A 20,968-nucleotide genomic window follows, 5' to 3' on the forward strand; every position below is an offset into this window, starting at 1 on the left:
CGAACCTGTACAAGGTGTAGCACCTGGATAGGGTTGGGGCAAGGCGCAACGGTTGAACAAGTGTGGGATCGAGCCTGCTCGCGAAGGCGTTCTGGCAGTTGACTACAGGGTTGACTGACACGGCGCTTTCGCGAGCAGGCTCGCTCCCACAGAGTTTGGCGGTGTGATTTAGAAGGCATCACGCCGTGGCAAACGCTGTGACAGTTCATCGAGCAGCTTCTGCTCGCGCTTGTCTTCCAGGCGTTGCGCTTCATCACGATAGCGCTGCACCAGTTTGCGCAAACCCTCGACGCGGGCAAACGCCTGCTGCCATTCCTCACGCGCCTTGTCGAGCTTGTTCTGGTGCCAGACCAGGCTCTGCCGTTGCTGGTCGACGGCGGTGTCGAGTTGCGCCAGAAACCCCTGAAAACCCAGCAGCCATTGCCCGGTCACGCCAGTGCTGCCGCGCACGATCCACTGCTGCGAGTAATCCAGACGAAAGGCATTGAGGTCGGCCAGTTTGCTTTCGGCAACTTTGACCTGGCCCTGAAAGTAGGCGAGGCGCTGCACGGCGGCTTTCTCGGCCTTTTCGGCCATGTCCACCACCGGTGCCAGGCGCGCGGCGCGGCTGACGGCCATGGCCGGTTACCCGCCCGCCGCAGGGGCGAACAGGGTTTCCAGATAGGCCTGGCTTTCACCCAGATTGATTTTGTCGTTGAGGCCCTGGCGCTGATACCTGACCAACTGCGGTTGCAGGGAAATCGCCAGATCGGTCTCGCGATCGCCACCGGCCACGTAGGCACCGACGCTGATCAAATCACGGCTCTGCTGATAGCGCGACCACAACTGCTTGAAGTACTGCGCGCGCTGCATGTGATCCGGCGAAACCACCGCCGGCATCACCCGGCTGATCGAGGCTTCGATGTCGATCGCCGGATAGTGACCTTCCTCGGCCAGGCGTCGTGACAGCACGATATGGCCGTCGAGCACGCCCCGCGCCGAGTCGGCAATCGGGTCCTGCTGGTCGTCGCCTTCGGACAGTACGGTGTAGAACGCCGTGATGGATCCACCGCCCTTTTCCGCGTTACCGGCGCGCTCCACCAGTTTCGGCAGTTTGGCGAACACCGAGGGCGGATAGCCCTTGGTTGCTGGCGGTTCGCCGATGGCCAGAGCGATTTCCCGCTGGGCCTGGGCGAAACGGGTCAGCGAGTCCATCAGCAGCAGAACGTTCTTGCCCTTGTCGCGGAAATACTCGGCGATGCGCGTGCAATACATTGCCGCGCGCATACGCATCAGCGGTGCGTCGTCCGCTGGCGAGGCGACCACTACCGAACGTTTGAGGCCTTCTTCACCGAGAATGTGTTCGATGAATTCTTTAACTTCGCGACCACGCTCACCGATCAGGCCGACGACGATGATGTCGGCCTCGGTGAAGCGGGTCATCATGCCCAACAGCACCGATTTACCGACACCGGTACCGGCGAACAGACCCAGACGCTGGCCACGGCCGACCGTCAGCAAACCGTTGATGCAACGGATGCCGACGTCCAGCGGTACGCTGATCGGATCACGGTTGAGCGGGTTGATGGTCGGGCCGTCCATCGGCACCCAGTCTTCGGCCTTCATGCCGCCCTTGCCGTCCAGCGCGCGGCCGGCGCCGTCGAGGACACGGCCAAGCATGCTCATGCCCATCGGCAAACGGCCGGTATCGGCCAGCGGCACCACGCGGGCGCCCGGGGCGATGCCGGCGACGCTGCCGACCGGCATCAGAAAGACTTTGCTGCCGGAAAAACCCATGACTTCCGCTTCCACCTGGGACGGGTGGTAGCTGTCGTCATTGATCACCATGCAACGGGTGCCCATGGCGGCGCGCAAGCCTTCGGCTTCGAGGGTCAGGCCGACCATGCGCAGCAGCCGACCTTCAAGGATCGGCGCGCCGGCAATCTCGGTGGCCTCGGCGTAGGTGCTCAGGCGCTTGGCGAAGCTGGTGCGTTCAAGGCGCATCGCTGGCGTCCGCGCGCGGCTCGTCAGAGTCGACAGCCACTGGGGTGTCTTCGGGAATGTCCAGACTCAAGTCCGGCGTTGCCGGGTGCAGGGCTTGCTCGTGCAATTGGTCGAACAGCTTGGCCATGACCTGGGTCACCCGCGATTCGACGCTGGCGTCGATGCGGCTGTGTTCGGTTTCAACCCGGCAGCCGCCCGGCAACAGCGACTCGTCTTCAACGATGCGCCAGGTTTCTTCGTGGCGTTCGCGCAGGGCTTTGACCTGGGCGAAATCCTGCGGATTGACGTATAGGCGCACGTTTTCCACGCCCAGCGGCAATAGCTTGAGGGCATCGCGCATGACGTGTTCGATCTGCGTCGAATCGATGGCCAGTTCGCGCTTGATCACCTGCTTGGTGATGTGTTGCACGAGGTCGACCAGCGACTTTTCAATCTGCGTATCTTGCTCGGCGATCGGTTCGAACAGGTTGGCCATCAACAGCTCGAGGCTGGCGATTTTCGCCGCCAGCGCTGTTTCGGCTTCCTGACGCACCTTCAGCGTGGTGCTGTGAAAACCTTCCTTTTCGCCAATGGCGAAGCCCTCGTTGTAAGCCTCCTGACGGATGCTTTCGAGTTCTTCCAGGGTCAGTGGCTGGACTTCTTCCAGCGGCACTTCTTCCATTTCCGGCGGTTCGGGCTCCGGCTCCGGCTCGGGTTCCGGTTTCGGCGGGTCGAAGCTGGGCAGCGCCCAGGATTCGAAACCACGAACATCGCGGGCGCGGATCAGATCCGTCACAGACTCGTCAGGCTTATCCATGAGCTTAGATCATTTCCTCGCCGCCCTTGCCACCGAGCACGATCTCGCCGGCTTCGGCCATACGACGGGCAATGGTGAGGATTTCCTTCTGTGCGGTTTCGACGTCGCTGACGCGCACCGGGCCTTTCGCCTCGAGGTCGTCGCGCAACAGTTCGGCAGCACGCTTGGACATGTTCTTGAAGATCTTTTCCTTGACGCCTTCGTCCGAACCCTTGAGGGCCAGTACCAGCACGTCCGAAGACACTTCGCGCAACAGCGCCTGGATGCCACGGTCGTCGACGTCGGCAAGGTTGTTGAAGACGAACATGAGGTCTTCGATCTGACCGGACAGGTCCTCGTCGACTTCGCGGATCGAGTCCATGAGCTGGCCTTCGATCGAGCTGTCGAGAAAGTTCATGATGTCGGCCGCACGCTTGATGCCACCCAAGGTGGTGCGCGAGGCGTTCGAGTTGCCGGAGAACTGCTTCTCGAGAATCTGGTTGAGTTCTTTCAACGCTGCCGGTTGCACGGTGTTCAACGACGAAACGCGCAGGATGATGTCCAGACGCACTTTATGGTCGAAGTTGCCGAGCACTTCACCGGCCTGATCCGGGTCGAGGTACGCGACCACGATCGCCTGGATCTGCGGGTGTTCGTAACGGATGACGTCAGCGACTGCGCGCGGCTCCATCCATTTCAGGCTGTCGAGGCCGCTGGTGTTGCCACCGAGCAGGATGCGGTCGATCAGGCCGTTGGCCTTGTCTTCGCCCAGGGCCTGGGTGAGCATCTTGCGCACGTAGTCGTCGGAACCGACGCCGAGGCTGGTCTGATCGCCGACGATGTCGACGAACTCGCTCATCACCTGCTCGACCTGTTCGCGATGGACGTTGCCCATCTGCGCCATGGCCACGCCGACGCGCTGAACCTCTTTGGGGCCCATGTGGCGCAGCACTTGCGCAGCATCGGTCGAACCCAGGGACAGCAGCAGAATCGCGGCTTTGTCGACCTTGGTCAGTTTGACGGTGGCGGCTCGGTTATCACTCATCTGCGTTAATCCACTCTTTCACGACCTGAGCCACGCGACCCGGGTCTTCAGCTACCAGACTCTTGATTGCATTCAGCTGCGCGTCATAACCCTCGCTCGGGCTCGGCAACAGAATGCTCTGCGGACCACCGAGGCTCACGCGGTCGTTGGCCAGTTCGCCGTCCAGGCCGCCCATGCCACCGAGTTCCACGTCGCTGCCCAGACCGGCCAGCTCCTTGCCTTTGCCACCGCCGGTGATGTTGTTGAGCACCGGACGCAGCACACCAAACACCAGTACGAGGATGAACAGCACACCCAGCACTTGTTTGACGATGTCCCAGAACCATGGCTGGGAGTAGAACGGAATATCGGCAATCACTTCGCCACGCTCGGCGGAGAACGGCATGTTGATCACGCTGACGCTGTCGCCACGGCTGGCGTCGAAACCGACGGCGTCCTGCACCAGACGAGTGAAGCGCGCCAATTCGTCGGCGCTCCACGGCGCACGGCTGGTTTCACCGTTGGCCGGGTTGATCTTGACCTGATCGTCGACTACCACCGACACCGACAGGCGATTGAGACGGCCCTGCTGCTGCTTGGTGTGGCTGATCGAACGGTCGAGCTCGAAGTTCTTGGTCGATTGTTGACGCTTGTCCGCCGGGTACGGCGCGAGCATTGGCTGGCCGGTGGCCGGGTCCATGATCTGCTGACCGTTGGCGTCAACCAGTGGCTGACCCGGCTGGATCATCCCGGCCGGTGCGGCGGTGCCACCGGTGGTCTGCGGCGCCGAGGCAGGCGCCGGTGGCTGGTTGCTCAGGGCACCCGGCACACCTTGCGGACCATTGCTGGCGGTACGTTGTTCGTTGACCGACTGCTCGCTGCGCAACGCCGGTTGGTCCGGGTTGAATTGCTCGGCAGTCGATTCGACGGCACTGAAATCGACGTCGGCCGAAACTTCAGCCTTGTAGCGATCGTTGCCCAGTACCGGTTGCAGAATGTTGTGCACGCGCTGGGTGAGCATGCTTTCCATGCGGCGGCTGTAATCGAACTGCTTGCCGGCCATGGTCATTTCCGAGTTCTCCGCCTGATCGGAGAGCAGGTTGCCCTTCTGATCGACGACGGTGATCTGCGATTTGCTCAACTCGGGCACGGAAGTCGCCACCAGGTTGATGATCGCCACCACCTGACCCGGCTCCAGCGAACGCCCGCTGTACAGCTCGACCAGTACCGAAGCGCTCGGCTTGCGCTCGTCACGGACGAACACCGAACTCTTCGGAATCGCCAGGTGCACGCGTGCACCCTTGACGTTGTTCAGGCTGGAAATGGTCCGCGCCAGTTCGCCTTCGAGGCCGCGACGATAACGGGTCGCTTCCATGAACTGGCTGGTGCCCAGACCCTGTTCCTTGTCGAGGATTTCGAAACCGATGTTGCCGTCGCTGGGAGTGACACCAGCGGCAGCGAGTTTCATCCGCGCACGGGACAGGTCGTCGGCCTTGACCAGCAAGGCGCCGGAATTGGGTTCTACGTTGTAAGGGATGTCAGCGGCGGCCAGGGTTTCCATGACCTGCTTGGCGTCCATGCCGGCAAGGCTGCCGTACAGTGGACGGTAATCCGGCTGCTGCGACCACAGCACCACGGCAAAGCCAATCGCCACGCTCGCAGCCAGACCGACCAACAGGCCGACCTGACGCAGCACGGTCATCTGGGAAAGGTTTTCCAGAAAGGACAGGCCGAACAGCGGCGGTTTGCCGTCGATCGGGGTGGCCTTGGCCGGAACGTTATCAGCGACTGCTTCTGCCATGACTTATTTCGCCCTTAAACCGGCATCTGCATGATGTCTTGGTAAGCCTGGACCAGCTTGTTGCGCACCTGGGTCAGAGCCTGGAACGACACGCTGGCTTTTTGCGACGCAATCATGACGTCGGTCAGGTCGACACCGCTCTTGCCGATCTCGAACGCGTTGGCCAGTTGAGTCGACGCCTGCTGGGTATCGCTGACTTTATTGATCGCCTGACCGAGCATGTCGGAAAAGCTGCTGCCCGCGATTTCAGGGACAGCGGCAGTCGATTTACGCGCAGACATGGCATCCACTTTCATGGCCTGCATGTCCATCATCAACCGATTAAATTCAATACCTTGGCTCATGGTCTACTCTCTTGGGCGGCCCGCAATTTTTTGACACTCACTCGGCGGGTACACAGGTATTAGCAACAAGGGTGCCAGCTAGTGGGCACCCTTCTGAGAAAAGCATCTGGAATGTTTTGCAGCATCAATCAGGTGGCGAACAGATAGCCTTCGACGTCCATCCCGGCGTCGCGCATTTGCGCCAGTTTGTAGCGCAGAGTCCGCGGGCTGATGCCGAGCTTTTCGGCAGCTTCCTTGCGCCGGCCACGCTCAGCGCGCAGGGTGTCGATGATCATCTGAAACTCCCGGCGGCGCAGGTCATCGCCCAGGGCGCCGGAGGAGTCCGCCTCGATTTCCACCTCGCGGATCACCGGTGCCGGGACCGGCAGCGGCGCAAATGTCACCGCACCGCTCAGGCAAAAATCCTGCGGCTGAATCAAACCGCCCTGCTGCAGGATCAGCGCGCGCTGAATGGCGTTGTCCAGTTCACGCACATTGCCCGGCCACGGGTACGCGGTCAGACATGCTTGAGCTTCGGGGGACAGCTTCGCTGCTGCGTGCTTCATTTTATTGACGTGTTTGGCCAGCAACTTTTCCGCCAGCGGCAGGATATCGGCAGTGCGTTCGCGAAGTGGACGCCAGGCCAGAGGGAAAACCGACAAGCGGTAAAACAGGTCTTCGCGAAAACGCCCCGCCGCCACTTCGCCGGCCAGATCACGGTTGGTCGTGGCGACCACGCGAATATCCAGACTGATCGGCTTGCGCGCGCCCACTCGCTCCACTTCACGCTCTTGCAGAACGCGCAGCAACTTGGCTTGCAGGCCCAGGGGCATTTCGGAAATTTCGTCGAGCAGAATGGTGCCGCCGTCCGCCTGCTCGAACTTGCCGGCCTGCGAAGCGATGGCGCCGGTGAACGAACCTTTCTCATGACCGAACAATGTCGCTTCGAGCATGTTGTCGGGGATCGCCGCGCAGTTGATTGCGATAAACGGCTGGCTCGCCCGCCGCGATTGCTGGTGAATGTAGCGCGCCAGCACTTCTTTACCGGTGCCGGACTCGCCGGAGATCAACACAGTCGAGTCACTGCGCGCGACCCGTGCCGCCAATTCAAGCAACTGCGCACTTGCCGGCTCGACGGCGACTGGACCATCCGCTTCGCCAGCGTCAATGCTGCCCAAGGCATGGCGCGCCACCAGATCGAGCAGCGCTTTGGGCTCGAACGGCTTGACCAGATAATCCGCCGCACCCTGGCGCATCGCATCGACCGCACGCTCGACGGCGCCGTGTGCGGTCATCAGCAGCACCGGCAATTGCGGCTGGCGCGCGCGCAGCAACGCGAGCAATTGGTGACCGTCCATGCCCGGCATGTTGACGTCACTGACCACCAGGCTGAAGGCTTGCTGCGCCACGGCCGTCAGCGCTTCTTCGGCGCTGCCGACGGCGTGATAGTCGTGGCCGGCGAGGAGCAGCGTATCGGCCAGCGCTTCGCGCAACGAACGGTCATCCTCGACCAGCAACACCTTGATGCCCATGACGTTTATTCAACTCCCTGTGCAGCGGAAAAAAGTGGCAGGCTGACCTGCGCGCAGGTGCCGCGCCCGACTCGCGAGCGCAGGGTCAATTCTCCCTGATGCGCACGGGCCACCGCTTTGACCACGGTCAGGCCGAGGCCTGTGCCGGTGACTTTGGTAGTAAAAAAAGGCTCGCCGAGGCGCGCCAAAACTGTCGGCTCAATGCCGCTGCCGCTGTCACTGACACACAAGCGCAGGGTGTTGCCTCTGGTGTAGCAATGCACTTTCAGCCGCGCTTCGCCGGCGCTGGCCTGAATGGCGTTTTCAATCAGATTCAGCAGCGCGCCGACCAGTGTGTCGCGGTTGCACAGCAGCTCACCGGCATGGCTGTCGCACTGCCAGCGGATCGGCAGATCCTGCACATGGGTCAGCGCCGCTGCCTGCAGCGATTGCATCAAGGCATTGGGCGAAATGCGGTCGGTCAGCGGTAATTCACCGCGAGCGAACACCAGCATGTCGCGCACTTGATGTTCCAGTTCGTGCAGACGCTCTTTCAGGCGCCCGGCAAAGCGTTGCTGGGTTTCCACCGGCAATTGCTGTTCGGTCAAATGGCTGGCGTAAAGCAAAGCGGCGGACAGCGGCGTGCGAATCTGGTGGGCCAGAGACGCAACCATGCGCCCCAGCGACGACAAACGCTCATGCCGTGCCAGTTGATCCTGAAGATGCCGGGTTTCGGTCAAGTCGTTGAGCAGCACCAACTGCCCCGGCTCGGCATCCAGCGAGCGGGTGGAAATCGACAGACGTCGACCGTTTTTCAAGGAGATTTCGTGACCGTCGTCTTCACGGGGAGCGAAGCAGCGTGCGATCACATGGCGCCAGAGTTCGCCTTCGAGTGGCGAGCCGAGCAGATCGATGGCGGCCGGATTGGCTTCGCGTACCAGACCGTGGCCGTCGATGACGATGACGCCGCCGGGCAGCAGGTCGAGAAGGTTTTGCAGGCGATTGGCCAGGCGTTCTTTTTCCGCCAGTTCCTGCATGCGTTGGGCGCTGACCACGGCCAGCTCACCCTTGAGTTCGGTGACCCGCGCTTCGAGCAGGCTGTAGGAGTCGGTCAGCTGGCTCGACATCTGGCTGAACAGCTGGAAGGCCTGCTCAAGCCCCTGACGACTTGCCTGCTCTACGGACGAGGGTTGCCCCACGATATTGGAGGCAGAAGAGATCTGGGCGGCTTGGGGCATTGGGCTCTCTCGCTTGGCTGACCGTCAGTGAAACGGAACGTTGCGAGGGCTATAGCAATACCCGTGCCTAAAAAAAACCGCTTATAAAATGAAGCGCTTGAAAAACAGGCGTCAATCATCCGCCTGTTCATCTCCTCCAGCCCGGCTCATGCCGTACTTGCGCATCTTCTCGACCAGGGTGGTGCGACGGATGCGCAGACGTTCAGCGGCCCGTGCCACGATGCCATTGGCATCGTCCAGCGCTTGCTGAATCAGGCCTTGCTCCAGACCACCGAGGTAGTCCTTGAGATCGAGGCCTTCCGGCGGCAGCAGTGCACTGGCGCTGAAATCCGGCGTATGGCCGTTGATCGCCACGCGCTCTTCCAGATCGCTGCGCAGGCTGTCGACCATCTGCTCGTCTTCGTCGTCGACGTAGCGGAATTTCTTCGGCAACTCGACCACGCCGATCACCCCGTACGGGTGCATGATCGCCATGCGCTCGACCAGGTTGGCCAGCTCGCGGACGTTGCCCGGCCAGCCGTGACGGCACAGCGACATGATCGCCGCCGAGTTGAAACGGATCGAACCGCGCTTCTCGTGCTCCATGCGCGAGATCAGTTCGTTCATCAGCAGCGGGATGTCTTCGACGCGCTCACGCAGTGGCGCCATCTCGATCGGGAACACGTTCAGGCGATAGTAGAGGTCTTCGCGGAACGAGCCGATCTCGATCATGCTTTCGAGATTCTTGTGCGTTGCGGCAATGATGCGCACGTCGACGCTCTGGGTCTTGTTGCTGCCCACGCGTTCGAAGGTGCGCTCTTGCAATACGCGCAGCAGCTTGACCTGCATCGGCAGCGGCATGTCGCCGATTTCGTCGAGGAACAGCGTACCGCCGTTGGCCAGCTCAAAGCGCCCGGCACGGCTGGTGATCGCGCCAGTGAAAGCGCCCTTCTCGTGGCCGAACAGTTCGCTTTCGAGCAGCTCTGCAGGGATCGCCCCGCAGTTGACCGGCACGAACGGCGCGTCGCGGCGCTTGGAGTGGTAATGCAGGTTGCGCGCGACCACTTCCTTGCCGGTGCCGGACTCGCCGAGGATCAGCACGCTGGCGTCGGTATCGGCCACTTGCTGCATCATCTGCCGCACGTGCTGAATCGCACGGCTGGTGCCGACAAGACTGCGGAAAAGATTGGGTTCGCGATGACGGCCGCGTTCGCGGGCCTGGTCGTACATTTCGCGATAGACCTGGGCGCGGTGCAGCGAATCGAGCAATTTGCTGTAGCTGGGCGGCATTTCCAGGGTCGACAGCACGCGGCGACGCTGGTCTTCAGGCAGGTCAACGGAAGAATTATCGCCCATTAACAAAACCGGAAGGAACTCATCCCAGGTTGCGAGTGTCTTTAGCAAGCCCAAAAGCGCGCCAGGAGCATTGACGGTCCCGATCAGTACGCAAATGACTTCACGACTAGACGACAAAGAGCCGACAGCCTGCTGCCAGTCATGGCTGCCGCAGGGTAAATTTTCTTCGCCAAGAAAATTCAGAATCACCGCCAGGTCGCGGCGGCGGACGCTATCGTCATCGATCAGCAGAATTTTGGTTTCACGCCACATGCAATAGCAACTTCCCTAGTCAACTCAATGCCCGAAAAATAAGGCAAGCGAGACGCTTGCAGGACACCATGTGCCTGTAGACGCCCTAAACCTGATAATAGCCACTAGTTAAGTCAAAAAACCGTGCACAGTCAAATTTATGGCGCACATCTCTGTTTCAACTGACGGTTAATCAACCAAACAGATGGTAAACCTTTGCAGCCTTTTGCGCTTGGGTGATCTGCGACATCTCGTTGGCTATCGCCTGCCGCTCGCCCATTGCTACCTCGAGAAGCTCTTTGTAGACGAATAGCAGCTCCTCAAGGTTGTCGCGCAGTGCTACTTCGTCCAGCGAAGCTTCCGCCATGACGTCTTCCATGCAGGAACGGCAAGCCAGATCCAACTCACCAATGGCTTCCCAGTTTCGTTCGGCCAATGCTCCGACCAACGCTTCACGGGTATCGGCTATTCGCTGCAATACAAGACTCATGGTGCTCTCCTTCAGAACTGCGGAGCCGGCACAGGCGCGATGGCGTCCCAGCCTTCTTTTACCGTTGTCAGCAGACCGGCCACTTCATCGAGGACACGCGGATCACTGCTGATGTTGGCCTCGGCGAGGCGCTTCATCATGTAGATGTACAGGCCATCCAGATCGGCCAGTGCCTCGGCGTTGTTCTCAAGGTCGAGACCTTCACGCAGGCCACTGACAATGCCGATGGCCTTGCTGATCGCCGTGCATTTGGCGGGGATGTCCTTGCGCTCGATCGCGCCCTTGGCCTGAGCAATACGGGCCAGTCCACCTTCCATCAACATTTGCACCAGGCGGTGCGGGCTCGCTTCGGACGTCTGCGCATGGGCGCCGACTTTCTGGTACTGCCGAAGGGCTAACATCGGGTTCATGTTCTACCTCATTGCCACGTTGACTCGTATAACCAGTGTATCGCCAACCGGCCCGAAAACTTTAGATCAAAAGACAAAAACCCGGCGCACGCCGATAAAGCGTAGCCGGGTTTTTGTCGTTACTGACTGTTACTTCGCCGACTGCTGCGCATTCAGCGAGCTGAAGAACGACGTGATGTTGCTCGCCGTTGCCTTCATCTGGCCGACCAGCAAGTCCATGGCGTTGTACTTGGCGGTCAACGTCGTCGTCAGGTTGGCCACGCGCAGATCCAGCGCCGCCTGCTGCTTTTGCAGGCTCGATGTCAGATTAGTCAGGTTGGAACTGCGCTGATCGAGCAGCCCCCCAGTCTTGACGTACGGATCAACCGCCGCAGTCATACGCGCCAACAGACCATTCTTGGCATCGGTGCCGCTGAAGAGCTGCTGAACCTGGCCAGCCATGCCTGGGATTTCCATACGCTTGTTGAACACTGCAGTATCGAGCGTCAGCAAACCGGTTTTGCTATCGGTCAATACGCCCATCTGCGAGAGCACGGACAACTGGCCTGCTCCGCCCGCCCCTGGATCTGTCAACTGAGCACGCACGTCCGCCATCAACGAACGCGGCAGAGCGTCACCAGTGAAGGCTGCGGAAACGGTCAGATTGCCGTCGGCATCCGGCGTTGCCTTGGACAAGGTGTCGATGGTTTTCTTCAGGGTGTTATAGGAATCGATGAACGATTGCAACGATGTCTGGATGCCGGCGGTATTGGTCGCAACCGAAACGGTCGCTGGCGTTGCGACGCCATTGACCAAGGGACTGGCGGCAGTCAGGTTAAGCGTCATGCCGCTGATCGCACCGGTCACGGTATTGGTCTTGCTGGTAACGGCCAGGCCGTCGATGGTCAGACTGGCATCCATCGCCAGCTTACCGACGGCTCCGGACGCACCGGCCGCCGGGCTGCTGCCCATTTCCTGGGTGCCATCGATCTCCAGACCAGCGATCCCGCTGACCTTCAGGTCCATGCCGGCACCCGTCTTGTTCGAGCTGAGCACCAGTCGCGACGAACCGGTGCTGTCGGTCACGATGTTGGCCGAAATACCGTTGCTGGCCTGTGCGGTGTTGATCGCATCGCGCGTGGACTGCAAGGTGGCATTGGCCGGAATCGCGACATTGTAATCAATGCCATTCTGACTGATTTTCAGAGTACCACTCGGAATGGCACTGGCGGCCCCGCCGGCGAAGGCGGCACTGGCGACTTTCGAGCCGGTGGCCAGATTTTTCACAACGACGCTATACGTACCCGGTACGGCGGTTTTATCCGATGTGGCACCGACAACAGTCGGCGTGTCCGAAGTCGCAGTAAAACCGGCAAACGCCGGGCTCGTTGCCTTGTTCAGATCACCCATGGCTTTCTGATACGCAGCCAGTGCACTTTTCAGCGAACCGACACCGGAAATCTTCAGGCTGTTGGTTTTGGTCGCAGTATCGATCTGCGTCTGCTTGGCAGACTTGTCGGCGTTGACCAGCGCGGTCACGATCGCGCCGATGTCCAGGCCGGAACCCAGTCCGGAACCCGGTAGAATTGGACTTGCCATGTGCATCTCCCTTCAGATTGTTGCCATTCTTTTGACCGTTACACGCGTCCTGAGAACGAACAAACACTATTCATGCCATTTATCAGACTTTGGCGTCGAACAATACATGACTTGCATTGGCGAGGCTGTCGGCCAGTTTGAGGGCTTCGGCGGAAGGAATCTGTCGAACGACTTCACCCGTCTCGCTCGCGATCACCTTGACGATGACCTTGCCGGAATGCTCGTCGATCGAGAACTCCAGATTACGCTTGATCGACTGGACGAACTTTTCTATCTCTTGCACCGCCAGTTTCAACTTGGCGCCGTCCGCATCCTGATCCTTGGCAGCGACCGGCGCTTCAGTCTTTTGGACTTTAGGCAGCTCTGACGGTTTGTCAGCAACCGGTGGCACTGGCTTGGGAGCCGGATAAGACACGTTAAGCTTTACGCTCATGTCCATGCCCATCACCTCTTAACGTAAAAAAGCGAGAGAGCACGACAAGCGCACTCCCCCGCTTAAACTCATTCCGAAATTACTGAAGCAGCTTCAGTACAGCGGAAGGCAGTTGGTTGGCTTGAGCCAGTACGGAGGTCGAAGCTTGCTGCAGAGTCTGCTGCTTGGTCAGGTTAGCAGTTTCAGCGGCGAAGTCGGTGTCCTGTACACGACCCTGAGCAGCGGTGGTGTTTTCAGTGATGTTCTGCAGGTTCTGGATGGTGCTGGTCAAACGGTTTTGCGAAGCACCCAGGCTGGCGCGGGTTGCACCGATGTTAGCGATAGCTGCGTCGATTGCAGTGATCGCGCTGTCGATGGCGACGGCAGCGTCAGAAGGGCTGGCGCCAGTCAGTACAACAGTGCCGCTGCCAACCGACAGGCTGACGGCGTCGAACTTGGAGCTCAGTACCAGGTCGATGTGGTTAGCCGAACCGGTGTTTGCGCCCACTTGCAGGGTCACAGTGCCAGCCGAACCGTCCAGCAGGTTTTTGCCGTTCAGGTTGGTCGAAGCCGAGATACGGGTGATCTCGTCGGACATCTGAGCGAATTCAGCGTTGGTAGCGGTCTGGTCAGCAGTGCCGTTGGTACCGTTACGGGCTTTAACAGCCAGTTCACGCATACGCTGCAGGATGTCGGTAGTAGCTTGCAGAGCGCCTTCAGCGGTCTGGGCAACGGAGATACCGTCGTTGGCGTTCTGGATGGCCTGGGTGTTACCGCGGATCTGCGAAGACATACGGTTGGAGATCTGCAGGCCAGCGGCGTCGTCTTTGGCGCTGTTGATTTTCAGGCCGGAAGACAGGCGCTGCATCGAAGTGGACAGAGCGTCGGAAGCGCGGTTCAGGTTTTTCTGAACGTTCAACGATGTGGTGTTGGTGTTTACTGTTAAAGCCATGACGAATTCCTCGTTGGTTGGGTACTGCGGCTTCCGGCCCTGGCAACCGCCGGGTATGGCCTAGAGAACCTTCGTAATAGTTATCGTCGGGATTGCAGGTTGCTTGAGGGCTTTTTGAAAAAATTTTGCCATCACCACGCCACCCCCGAGAAAACAAAGACTTAGCAGCACATCCAGCGCGAAAAAATGACGTCATAAAACCGCCTGTAACGCAAAGCCGCGGGCCAGCGCTGCGCAGCGGCTCAGCGCCCGGCGTTTTCCAGCAATTCAACCAACTCGTATTCCATGTAGTCAGCCAGCCCCAACCAATCCTGGCGTTCCTGACAGTTGAGCATCTGCATCAGCACCTGTGCCCACATCTGCTGAACATCCACCGCGGCAGACGCCAGGCATAGTTGAGCCTGTTCGAATACATCGACCATCGTCAGCGCCGCCTCAACGTCACGCCCAAGGCGAAACAACGCCGCACACTGACGACACTGATCCTGACACTGACCCAGCGCACTCATTGCACGAACTCCGGATTGAAAGCGGTCCCGGCAATCAATGCGCCGGCGCGGCTGCTGTTGAGAAATTCGACCTTTGGATGCGCAGCGATATAACGCTCGAGCACACACAGATAGCCGCGAAAATTCAGCTGAGTGCTGACGCGCTGACCGTGGCCATCGCGCACCCAGTGCCGCGCCTGATTCACCGGTGGTCCGAGATCGCCGTCATTCCAACCGGCGTGAGTCTTGTTCATCGGGAAAGCGAAGTCAGCGCCAAACAGGGTGATACGCTCGGAGCCCATCTTCACCGCAAGATCCACCGCCGGATGAATCACGCTGCCGCCGACGTGCAGCTCGCCGCGTGGATACTGTTCTTTCAGCTCGGCATAGATCGGGCTGACCGAATAGCCGCCATAGCGCTTGCCCTTCCATGCCTTCAATACCTGCGGGTCGCTCATCGGCAGGTACACCAGCGTAATGCCGTCAGACGTATCGAAGGGCAGATGCCGAAAGCCGATGCGCTGATCGATGCTCACCACCAGATCAGGCACGATGCCATGTTCGCGCAAAGGTCGATAAGCGGTATCAACACAGATGAACAACGGCCGCTCGGCAAGCTGACGGATCGCCGCCAGACGTTCGAAATGCTGCTCCAGTGTCGGCCCGGTGGCGATCACGTAGATTTCACGTCCAGCGCAACTGCCGAACAGCTGCGCGACATCGTCATCGCCAAGCAACACCGGTAGACATTCCTGCAAGCGTTGCCGGATTTCTGGCGACTGCGGATCGAAATCGCGATTGTTGAACGTCAGGTGCACTTCATTGATCAGCCGGTCGCGGATCTTCGCGTTGAAGTCATCGGCCAGCAGCATCTCGGCCGGCAAGGCAAAGAATGGCGTGAAGAAGTCAGGATGATCACCGGCGTAAAACAGTTCGACCCGAGGATCCTGCAGCCACTGGCGCTGATCGAGCAGTTGCAGTACCAGCGCGAACAGCGCGCCGTTGAGGATGTGCACGTACAGTTTTTCCAGGTCTGCGCGATCGAGCAGCACGCCGGGCAAATCGCCCAGGCCGGTGCCATAGACATGCAGATGCGGTTTTGCCGGCAGGCTTGCCGCCTGAACCTGCGCCTCATGCAGACGATCATGGCGACTGGTCAACTGAATGCCGTCAACGCTCAGCGTCGAGCCCAGCCCTTGCACGAGTTCGGCCTGTACGGACGCGCTGTCTTCAGCCATCAATCGCTCGAACAGCGCCGACCAGCGCCGTTGCAACACCTCGGCATTGGCTTGGAAAAACTCGCTCATGGCGCCTCGCGCTCCTTCTCGGGCAAAAAAATAGCGTTCAAGGTTAACCTTGAACGCTATTTTTGTATCAGTGCTTTTTGCTCGGGCTTACGGACGATAAATGATCGCCGAGCCCCATGACAGGCCCACACCAAAACCGCTCAGCGCAACGCGCTGCCAGTCGGAATCAAGCACGTGTTTTTCCAGCAGCAGCGGAATGCTCGACGACACGGTGTTGCCGGTTTCGACCATGTCCTTGATGAACTTCTCCGGCTCGCCTTCGAAGCGTCGCGCCACGGCGTCGACAATCGCCGCGCTGCCCTGGTGAATGCAGAATGCGTCGATGTCATCGGCCTTGAGATTGGAATCGTCGAGCAACTCGTGCAGGTGCGCCGGGACTTTCAGCAGAGCGAAGTTGAAGACCTGACGACCGTTCATGAAGAACACGCCGTTGCTGACTTTCAAGTGCGGTGCGCCGGAACCGTCGGTGCCGAACTTGGCCTTGCCCAGCGCCCAGGTCGGGTTTTCGCCCATCCACGTAGCGGTGGCGGCATCGCCAAACAGCATGGTGGTGTTGCGGTCTTCCGGGTCAACGATTTTCGAATACGGGTCAGCGGTGATCAGCAGGCCGTTCTTCAGGCCGGCGGCTTCCATGAAGCCCTTGATCGCGTAGATGCCGTAGACGTAACCGGAGCAGCCCAAAGAGATATCGAACGCTGCGACATTGGTCGGCAGGCCGAGTTTGTCCTGGACGATTGCTGCTGTGTGCGGCAGGCCTTCTTCGTCACCGTTTTGCGTGACGACAATCAACGCGTCGATCGATTCACGCTTCAGTTCAGGATTGCTGGCGAACAGCGCATTGGCCGCTTCCACGCACAGGTCGGAAGTTTCCTGCTCAGCGTCTTTGCGCGGCAGGAACGCCGAACCGATCTTGCCAAGGATGAACTCTTCATCCTTTTCGAATTTTGCACCTTGTGCGTAATTGTCCACGCCGGCTACAGGAACGTAGCTCGCAATGCTTTTTATGCCAATCATTACGGCTTCCCAATAAAAAACAGCCCAAAACCACCGCTCGCAAGGATTCGAGGGGCGCCGACAAACAGAAAACGGCCGCCACGACGGGCAGCCACGGGAAGCGCAAAGGGCTATCACTGGAACCGCAAAACGGGCCAGGCGCCATCTCCCCGGTCAATACAATACAGTGAAGATGCGCGTTATGACTCGCAGGTCACGCTATTTTGCCGAATCGATGGCAGATTGGCCTATTCGACCAGCGACCAATCCAGCGGCGTACCGCGCTTGATCGCGGTGCGCGCACGGCGTCCGAGGACGGCTTCGGTGTGCTTGGGCGGCAGACCGAGACCGGGACGAATGGCGCGCAGATTGTCGCCAGTAAAGGCTTCACCGGCGGCCATGTCAGCGGTGACATACAGCGAGCGGCGATAGACCAGCGACTTGCACTCGGCCTCGGTCGGACCGTACTGAACACGCCCCATCGCCTGCCAGGCACGCTCGGTTTCGACGACCAGACTGGCCAGCTCCGCAGGCTCCAGGGAGAAACTCGCGTCCACGCCACCGGCCGAACGATCAAGGGTGAAGTGTTTCTCCACCACCGTCGCTCCCAGCGCCACTGCGGCCACCGACACGCCAACGCCCATCGAATGATCTGACAGCCCCACCTCGCAACCAAACAGCTCGCGCAGATGCGGGATCGTGCGCACATTGCTGTTGAGTGGCGTGGCCGGATAGGTGCTGGTGCACTTGAGCAACACCAGATTCTTGCACCCGGCCTCGCGTGCGGCACGCACGGTTTCATCCAGCTCAGCAATACTCGCCATGCCGGTGGAGATGATCAGTGGTTTGCCGGTCGCTGCCACTCGACGGATCAACGGCAGATCGGTGTTTTCAAAACTGGCGATCTTGTACGCCGGCACCTCGAGGCCTTCGAGAAAATCCACCGCGCTGTCATCGAACGGTGTCGAGAACGCGAGCATCCCCAACTCCTTGGCCCGAGCAAAAATCGGCGCGTGCCACTCCCACGGTGTGTGGGCTTTTTCGTAGAGATCGTAGAGCGACGTGCCGGCCCACAGACTGCCCGGATCCTTGATGAAGAATTCACCTTCAGCCAAATCCAGGGTCATGGTTTCGGCGGTGTAGGTTTGCAGCTTCAAGGCATGCGCCCCGGCCTTGGCCGCCGCCTCGACGATTTGCAGAGCGACGTCGAGAGACTGGTTATGGTTGCCGCTCATCTCAGCAATGATGAACGGCGGCGCATCGGCACCGATGGTGTGCTGGCCAATCTTGAAACTAGACATGCGAGTGATCCTTCAAAACACGGCTGAACGCGCAGGTCTCTTGAGTGAACCCGGCGTCGCGGAAGACTTTCAATGAAGACTGATTGGCCGGCATGACCCGGGCAGTGATGCGTGTCAATTGTGGCCAGTGCGCAGCGACAAACGCTTCGCCACGGCTGAGCACCGCCCTGCCCCAACCGAGGCCGAAACGCCCTTCCAGCAGATAGATCGACACTTCGGCTTCGAACCCGCGCAAGTCGTAACGCAGCACCCCGACCGGGCCGTCGTCCGCCTCGGCGATCAACAGCAACCGTTGCGGATTGCGCAGGGTCGCTGTCAGCCAGTTCAGATGCTGAGTCCAATCGATCACACCGGTTTCCAGCGACCAGCGCCGTACCGCTTCAGCATTGCGCCCATCGAACAGCAACTGCGCATCGTCCAGCGTCGCCGGGCGCAGTTTCAGCACCACGCCGGCCAGCGCCGCCGCGACGCGTGCGGCACCGCGCCCGTCGACCAGTTGCCGCGAGCGCTCGGCGAGGCTGCGGCGTAGAAAATGATTGTTCACGACGAAGCCGACCGCATCACGCAACTGCTCGACGCTGACCTGCTCGCGAGCCCCCATGAACACATGCGCACCGGCAGCGGCCATGACTTCGCCGTTGGCCTGCTGATTGTTCGCCACGGCGATGCAGATGGTCGGCAAACCCAGCGCCGCGCGCTCCCAACTGGTGCCACCGCCAGCGCCGATAAACAGGTCGGCCTCAGTCATGCGCTGATGGAAATCACTGACGAAACTGTGCAGGCGCCAGTTCGGTCGCGTCTCGGCCAACGCTTGCATCTGCGTCCACGCCGGGTTGTCGGCGCCAGCGACGAAATCCACCTGCAACTCAGTGAAATCAGCCAGCGCCAGCATCGCATGGTGAGTCTGCCTCGCCGCGTCGAAACCGCCGAAATTCACCAGCACGCGCCGGGCCTTCGGTTTGATCTCGATGGCCTCGCAGTCGAATTCTTCGCGCAACATGGCGTAGCGCGGGCCGAGCAAGGTGCGACAGCCTGGCGGCAGCAGCGGCGCGTAGTTTTCACTCAAGCCAGAGAGGTTCTGATTGAGCAGCAGATCGACGCTGTAGCGCCGCGTGGCAAGATCATCCACGGCGGCGATTCGATGCGCCCAGCGCCGGGCAGCGGTTTGCCAGTGATGATCGAGGCCGTAATGGTCAACGATGATCCAGTCGAACGGTGCCTGCCCGTCCAGCAGCAGGCCTAGTGCATCAATGTCGAACTGCCACGGCAACATCGATTCGATGGCCTGCAGCGGGTCTTCATCACGATAGCGCTCGGGCAGCGCGAAGGTCTCGAAGCCTTCGGCATTCAAGGCTTCCAGTCGATGCCCGGGCAAACGCCGACAGGCGAATGCGACATGACTGCCCTGCCCGCGCAGCACCCGCGCCAAGGTCAGGCAGCGGGCAATGTGGCCGCTGCCAATGGTTGGCGAGGCGTCGGCGCGGATCAGCACCCTCATCGCAGCTCTCCGCCGGCCTTGAGCGCCGCGTAAAGGTATTCGGCGCGCTGCCAGTCTTCGGGGGTGTCGATATCCTGGACCAGATATCGCGGCAGAATCACCGGCAGGCTGGCTGGCGAATACAGCACATCATCGCGCAACCATGCCGCGCTGCGGCCCCAGTAAAACTGCCCGGCATCCTGAAACGCCTCGGGCAAGTCCTGCGAACGAGTATTGCGAAACTCGGGATACAACGCCGTCAAGGCGCCGTCCCCGTCGACTGTCAGTGCACGTTGTACCGGAAACGCGAAATCGCAAACCGAGAATGCAAATGATCGATGCGGATGCTGCTCCAGCAACTCCAAACCCTGACGCAGATAACGTGCCTGCAACAGCGGCGCAGTGGCGTAAATGCAGCAAGCGAAATCGAAGGACGGCAACTGCTGCAGTGCGTGCACGATGACCGCCGCAGTGCCGGTGAAATCATCGGCAAGTTCCGCCGGGCGCATGAACGGTACCTGCGCACCGTGCGCCCTCGCGATGTCGGCAATTTCGGCATCGTCGGTGCTGACCACGACCTGCTCGAACAAACCTGATTCCAGCGCTGTGCGGATCGAGCGGACAATCATCGGCACGCCCACGAACGGCAAGAGATTCTTGCGCGGGATACGCTTGCTGCCGCCACGGGCAGGGATGATTGCGACGTTGCTCAAGGGCGTTTTTCCAACAGGAACCAGGTGATGTCATCGGCCGGAAATTGCCGATCACGGTGATAGACGAAGCCATAGTCGAGCAGTTGCAAATCGGCATAGCGATCAAGCATTTCCCCGGCAAAATCGCGCTTGAACAGCTTGCCGCTGTTACCGCGGTAAGCGATTTCCATCGGTGCCGGATTGTAGTACTCGGCGATCAGAATGTAGCGCTGGCTCAGCTCGTACATCTGCGCATAGGCGCGCGGCAACAGCTCGGGAGCCAGATGGATCAGCACGCCTTTGCTCAGTGTCAGATCGTAGCGGCGCTCGACAGGAAAATCGAACAACGAGCCGTGCCAGATTTGCGCGATGTCCAGCGCCTGCGCCTGCACGCACGCGCTTTCGTTGATCTCGACACCGAACAGTTCGCAACGCGGCAATAACTGACGCAATGCCTGCAAATTGTTGCCGGCGTTGGTACCCAGCTCCAGCAGACTGTCGACGCGACCCGCGCGGCTCAGCGCTTTGGCGAAAAACCCTAGATTGCCCGCCACCAGCGCCTGGCCGACATTGCGCTCAACGTAATGGTTGCCGAACTCACCCTGCCAGAATCTTTCCTGCTCGCTCAGATCGCGCATACACAGTCT

General features: G+C 60.2%; 21 protein-coding genes. All 21 read right to left on the reverse strand.

Annotation, left to right across the window (positions count from 1 at the left end; translation table 11 throughout):
* Window positions 1–168: 168 nt before the first annotated feature.
* The 21 genes from fliJ to V8J63_RS20220 all read right to left on the reverse strand — a co-directional run bounded on the left by fliJ (window position 169) and on the right by V8J63_RS20220 (window position 20,959).
* A complete protein-coding gene (gene fliJ / locus V8J63_RS20120) occupies window positions 169–618 on the reverse strand; it encodes a flagellar export protein FliJ (RefSeq protein WP_016771076.1) in 450 nt (149 codons plus the stop codon).
* Between the two features lie 6 nt (window positions 619–624).
* Entirely contained in the window at window positions 625–1,983 is a 1,359-nt protein-coding gene (fliI, locus tag V8J63_RS20125) for a flagellar protein export ATPase FliI (RefSeq protein WP_016771077.1), read from the reverse strand.
* Window positions 1,973–2,779 (reverse strand): flagellar assembly protein FliH, encoded by an 807-nt coding sequence (gene fliH, locus V8J63_RS20130; protein WP_136492203.1) that lies wholly within the window; start codon window positions 2,777–2,779, stop codon window positions 1,973–1,975. The genes fliI and fliH overlap by 11 nt, the downstream gene beginning before the upstream one ends.
* 4 nt (window positions 2,780–2,783) lie before the next feature.
* On the reverse strand, window positions 2,784–3,803 hold the full coding sequence (gene fliG, locus V8J63_RS20135; protein ID WP_016771079.1) for a flagellar motor switch protein FliG: 1,020 nt from the start codon (window positions 3,801–3,803) through the stop codon (window positions 2,784–2,786).
* Window positions 3,796–5,583, reverse strand: a complete 1,788-nt coding sequence (gene fliF, locus V8J63_RS20140) for a flagellar basal-body MS-ring/collar protein FliF (protein WP_071171439.1) — start codon at window positions 5,581–5,583, stop codon at window positions 3,796–3,798. Before fliF ends, fliG begins: the two co-directional genes overlap by 8 nt.
* Window positions 5,584–5,597: 14 nt before the next feature.
* Window positions 5,598–5,927 (reverse strand): flagellar hook-basal body complex protein FliE, encoded by a 330-nt coding sequence (gene fliE / locus V8J63_RS20145; protein WP_016771081.1) that lies wholly within the window; start codon window positions 5,925–5,927, stop codon window positions 5,598–5,600.
* Window positions 5,928–6,055: 128 nt separating this feature from the next.
* Complete coding sequence (locus tag V8J63_RS20150) at window positions 6,056–7,438, reverse strand: sigma-54-dependent transcriptional regulator (protein ID WP_122880896.1); 1,383 nt, start codon at window positions 7,436–7,438, stop codon at window positions 6,056–6,058.
* A gap of 5 nt (window positions 7,439–7,443) precedes the next feature.
* Window positions 7,444–8,655, reverse strand: coding sequence for a sensor histidine kinase (locus V8J63_RS20155; protein ID WP_130889176.1), 1,212 nt, complete (start codon window positions 8,653–8,655; stop codon window positions 7,444–7,446).
* Between the two features lie 111 nt (window positions 8,656–8,766).
* Window positions 8,767–10,242: a sigma-54 dependent transcriptional regulator gene (locus V8J63_RS20160; protein WP_016771084.1), complete on the reverse strand. Its 1,476-nt coding sequence runs from the start codon at window positions 10,240–10,242 to the stop codon at window positions 8,767–8,769.
* A gap of 172 nt (window positions 10,243–10,414) precedes the next feature.
* Complete coding sequence (locus tag V8J63_RS20165) at window positions 10,415–10,711, reverse strand: hypothetical protein (protein ID WP_016771085.1); 297 nt, start codon at window positions 10,709–10,711, stop codon at window positions 10,415–10,417.
* 11 nt (window positions 10,712–10,722) lie between these two features.
* Window positions 10,723–11,121, reverse strand: a complete 399-nt coding sequence (gene fliS / locus V8J63_RS20170; RefSeq protein WP_024012101.1) for a flagellar export chaperone FliS — start codon at window positions 11,119–11,121, stop codon at window positions 10,723–10,725.
* Window positions 11,122–11,250: 129 nt separating this feature from the next.
* On the reverse strand, window positions 11,251–12,699 hold the full coding sequence (fliD, locus tag V8J63_RS20175) for a flagellar filament capping protein FliD (RefSeq protein WP_130889177.1): 1,449 nt from the start codon (window positions 12,697–12,699) through the stop codon (window positions 11,251–11,253).
* Window positions 12,700–12,781: 82 nt separating this feature from the next.
* Window positions 12,782–13,138, reverse strand: coding sequence for a flagellar protein FlaG (locus V8J63_RS20180; protein WP_024012099.1), 357 nt, complete (start codon window positions 13,136–13,138; stop codon window positions 12,782–12,784).
* 73 nt (window positions 13,139–13,211) lie between these two features.
* Window positions 13,212–14,063, reverse strand: coding sequence for a flagellin domain-containing protein (locus V8J63_RS20185; RefSeq protein ID WP_073472782.1), 852 nt, complete (start codon window positions 14,061–14,063; stop codon window positions 13,212–13,214).
* A gap of 242 nt (window positions 14,064–14,305) precedes the next feature.
* Complete coding sequence (locus tag V8J63_RS20190; protein ID WP_122611582.1) at window positions 14,306–14,572, reverse strand: hypothetical protein; 267 nt, start codon at window positions 14,570–14,572, stop codon at window positions 14,306–14,308.
* Complete coding sequence (locus V8J63_RS20195) at window positions 14,569–15,858, reverse strand: motility associated factor glycosyltransferase family protein (RefSeq protein WP_336464547.1); 1,290 nt, start codon at window positions 15,856–15,858, stop codon at window positions 14,569–14,571. The genes V8J63_RS20190 and V8J63_RS20195 overlap by 4 nt, the downstream gene beginning before the upstream one ends.
* Window positions 15,859–15,945: 87 nt before the next feature.
* The gene (locus V8J63_RS20200; RefSeq protein ID WP_016771093.1) at window positions 15,946–16,872 is read right to left on the reverse strand and encodes a ketoacyl-ACP synthase III; all 927 of its coding nucleotides are present in this window, start codon (window positions 16,870–16,872) and stop codon (window positions 15,946–15,948) included.
* A 227-nt stretch (window positions 16,873–17,099) separates the two neighbouring features.
* Window positions 17,100–18,152 (reverse strand): pseudaminic acid synthase, encoded by a 1,053-nt coding sequence (gene pseI / locus V8J63_RS20205; RefSeq protein ID WP_130889178.1) that lies wholly within the window; start codon window positions 18,150–18,152, stop codon window positions 17,100–17,102.
* A complete protein-coding gene (gene pseG, locus V8J63_RS20210) occupies window positions 18,145–19,650 on the reverse strand; it encodes a UDP-2,4-diacetamido-2,4,6-trideoxy-beta-L-altropyranose hydrolase (RefSeq protein WP_336464548.1) in 1,506 nt (501 codons plus the stop codon). Before pseG ends, pseI begins: the two co-directional genes overlap by 8 nt.
* On the reverse strand, window positions 19,647–20,342 hold the full coding sequence (pseF, locus tag V8J63_RS20215) for a pseudaminic acid cytidylyltransferase (protein ID WP_125925356.1): 696 nt from the start codon (window positions 20,340–20,342) through the stop codon (window positions 19,647–19,649). Before pseF ends, pseG begins: the two co-directional genes overlap by 4 nt.
* Entirely contained in the window at window positions 20,339–20,959 is a 621-nt protein-coding gene (locus V8J63_RS20220; protein ID WP_125917834.1) for a pseudaminic acid biosynthesis-associated methylase, read from the reverse strand. The genes pseF and V8J63_RS20220 overlap by 4 nt, the downstream gene beginning before the upstream one ends.
* Between the last annotated feature and the right edge of the window lie 9 nt (window positions 20,960–20,968).

Origin of the sequence: Pseudomonas sp. CCNWLW23, assembly GCF_037095675.1 — a bacterium.
In the GTDB taxonomy this organism is placed as follows: Bacteria; Pseudomonadota; Gammaproteobacteria; order Pseudomonadales; family Pseudomonadaceae; genus Aquipseudomonas; species Aquipseudomonas atacamensis.

Bases quoted from the DNA above. Each gene is read 5' to 3' on its own strand.
- V8J63_RS20190 (WP_122611582.1), bottom strand. From the start codon at position 14,572: ATGAGTGCGCTGGGTCAGTGTCAGGATCAGTGTCGTCAGTGTGCGGCG.
- fliG (WP_016771079.1), bottom strand. From the start codon at position 3,803: ATGAGTGATAACCGAGCCGCCACCGTCAAACTGACCAAGGTCGACAAA.
- fliI (WP_016771077.1), bottom strand. From the start codon at position 1,983: ATGCGCCTTGAACGCACCAGCTTCGCCAAGCGCCTGAGCACCTACGCC.
- fliJ (WP_016771076.1), bottom strand. From the start codon at position 618: ATGGCCGTCAGCCGCGCCGCGCGCCTGGCACCGGTGGTGGACATGGCC.
- V8J63_RS20165 (WP_016771085.1), bottom strand. From the start codon at position 10,711: ATGAGTCTTGTATTGCAGCGAATAGCCGATACCCGTGAAGCGTTGGTC.
- fliD (WP_130889177.1), bottom strand. From the start codon at position 12,699: ATGGCAAGTCCAATTCTACCGGGTTCCGGACTGGGTTCCGGCCTGGAC.
- fliF (WP_071171439.1), bottom strand. From the start codon at position 5,583: ATGGCAGAAGCAGTCGCTGATAACGTTCCGGCCAAGGCCACCCCGATC.
- pseG (WP_336464548.1), bottom strand. From the start codon at position 19,650: ATGAGGGTGCTGATCCGCGCCGACGCCTCGCCAACCATTGGCAGCGGC.
- V8J63_RS20200 (WP_016771093.1), bottom strand. From the start codon at position 16,872: ATGATTGGCATAAAAAGCATTGCGAGCTACGTTCCTGTAGCCGGCGTG.
- V8J63_RS20160 (WP_016771084.1), bottom strand. From the start codon at position 10,242: ATGTGGCGTGAAACCAAAATTCTGCTGATCGATGACGATAGCGTCCGC.
- V8J63_RS20220 (WP_125917834.1), bottom strand. From the start codon at position 20,959: ATGCGCGATCTGAGCGAGCAGGAAAGATTCTGGCAGGGTGAGTTCGGC.
- fliS (WP_024012101.1), bottom strand. From the start codon at position 11,121: ATGAACCCGATGTTAGCCCTTCGGCAGTACCAGAAAGTCGGCGCCCAT.
- pseI (WP_130889178.1), bottom strand. From the start codon at position 18,152: ATGTCTAGTTTCAAGATTGGCCAGCACACCATCGGTGCCGATGCGCCG.
- V8J63_RS20185 (WP_073472782.1), bottom strand. From the start codon at position 14,063: ATGGCTTTAACAGTAAACACCAACACCACATCGTTGAACGTTCAGAAA.
- fliH (WP_136492203.1), bottom strand. From the start codon at position 2,779: ATGGATAAGCCTGACGAGTCTGTGACGGATCTGATCCGCGCCCGCGAT.
- fliE (WP_016771081.1), bottom strand. From the start codon at position 5,927: ATGAGCCAAGGTATTGAATTTAATCGGTTGATGATGGACATGCAGGCC.
- V8J63_RS20180 (WP_024012099.1), bottom strand. From the start codon at position 13,138: ATGGACATGAGCGTAAAGCTTAACGTGTCTTATCCGGCTCCCAAGCCA.
- V8J63_RS20155 (WP_130889176.1), bottom strand. From the start codon at position 8,655: ATGCCCCAAGCCGCCCAGATCTCTTCTGCCTCCAATATCGTGGGGCAA.
- V8J63_RS20195 (WP_336464547.1), bottom strand. From the start codon at position 15,858: ATGAGCGAGTTTTTCCAAGCCAATGCCGAGGTGTTGCAACGGCGCTGG.
- V8J63_RS20150 (WP_122880896.1), bottom strand. From the start codon at position 7,438: ATGGGCATCAAGGTGTTGCTGGTCGAGGATGACCGTTCGTTGCGCGAA.